This is a genomic window from Streptomyces sp. NPDC001880 (assembly GCF_053594575.1).
Genome location: NZ_JBSFET010000281.1, coordinates 1 through 1451, shown reverse-complemented (window position 1 = coordinate 1451; position 1451 = coordinate 1). Strand labels below are relative to the sequence as shown.

Here is a 1451-nt window from a genome sequence, read left to right as displayed (position 1 = left end):
GGCGAGTCCCGGCAGGCCATCGAGAACTCCCCGCACATGGAGGCGTTCCGCGCCAAGGGCGTCGAGGGCCGACCACTTCGGTGGTGGGCTGCATGACCCTCGGGATCAGGACCAGGGCTTGTTCCGGGCTGACCGGCATGAAGGTGAAAGCCGGCCGCCCGGTGACTGCCCGCACCTGCACCCCGTGCCGGCGGCGCGTGGGGGAGCAGTCCGCGCGTGAGACTGCGACCCGGTCGCACTCGGCGAGGGCGCCGCCCGGCAGAGGGTCGAGCACGGCAGGACAGATGACCAACGAGGCCCCCCGGGCAGCATGATGGAGACATCAGACATCTCGATCAACAGCCCCGGGGCCTCGCTCGTGGCGGCTCGCAGACCGTCACTTGACGCGGCCACCTCGAAGAGGCTCACCGTCGGCAAAAGTGGGATCACGTCACGGCGGCAAGCCGACGAGCCCCGGGGCGAGAGGGTGGGGGTGAGGAAGAGCGATGACGATCCCGATCCCTGGCGGACCACGATCCACCCAGGGACGGTGCGCCGAGTGCTCGCTTACTTCCGCCCGCACATCCGCATGGTGGCGCTCTTCGTCGTAGTCGCCACGATGGAGGCGCTGATCGTCGCCGCAACTCCCTTGCTGCTGAGGGAGCTCGTCGACAACGGCATCGTCAAGAACGATCGCGGGGTCGTGATCTTGACGGCCTGCCGGGCCGTCGGCCTTGCCGTGCTGGGCGCGGGGTTGTCGCTGGTGTCCGCTTACATCTCCGGACGGATCGGGCAGGTGGTCAGCTACGACCTCCGGGTTCAGGCGCTCGACCACGTCCGGCGGCTGCCGCTCGCGTTCTTCACCCGCACCCAGACCGGGGTGCTGGTCGGCCGGCTGCACACCGAACTGATCATGGCACAGCAGCAGTTCAGCGGCTTGCTGATGGCGGCCACCAGTGCGGTCATGGTCGTGGTGGTGCTGGCCGAGCTGTTCTACCTGTCGTGGCTTGTCGGCGTCATCACGCTGGCGCTGGTTCCGATATTCATCGTGCCCTGGGTTCACGTGGGGCGGGTGATACAGCGGCGCACCCAACGGCAGATGGACGAGAACGCCGGCCTCGGCGGACGGCTGCAGGAGCGGTTCAACGTACAGGGGGCGATGCTCTCCAAGCTCTTCGGCCGTCCGGACGAGGAGATGGCCGAATACGCGGATCGTGCCAATAGGATCCGCAAGATCGGCGTGAACCTTGCCGTCTGGGGCCGGATGGCCTTCGTGATGATGACGCTGATGGCCTCGCCTCTTCCGCTATCTCACCGCGGAGGAGGTGTCACTGGCGTCTCTGGAGCATCTGCGGACTGGCTTTGTTCACGAGAAGCGGTTCTGGCTCAGCTTTCGTGCCGAGTGACGCTCCGTTATGGCTGGACGTAGAAGAGAGCGATGGAAGCGGGTGGCGGGGCAAGCACTGCGCGAA

1 protein-coding gene is annotated in these 1451 nt (G+C 66.9%); it reads left to right on the top strand.

All coding sequences use genetic code 11. The annotated features are described in order from the left end of the window. Positions 1 to 538 precede the first annotated feature (538 nt). Positions 539 to 1408, top strand: a complete 870-nt coding sequence (locus tag ACWCQ6_RS37275) for an ABC transporter transmembrane domain-containing protein (RefSeq protein ID WP_451096943.1) — start codon at positions 539 to 541, stop codon at positions 1406 to 1408. The last annotated feature ends 43 nt before the right edge of the window (positions 1409 to 1451 follow it).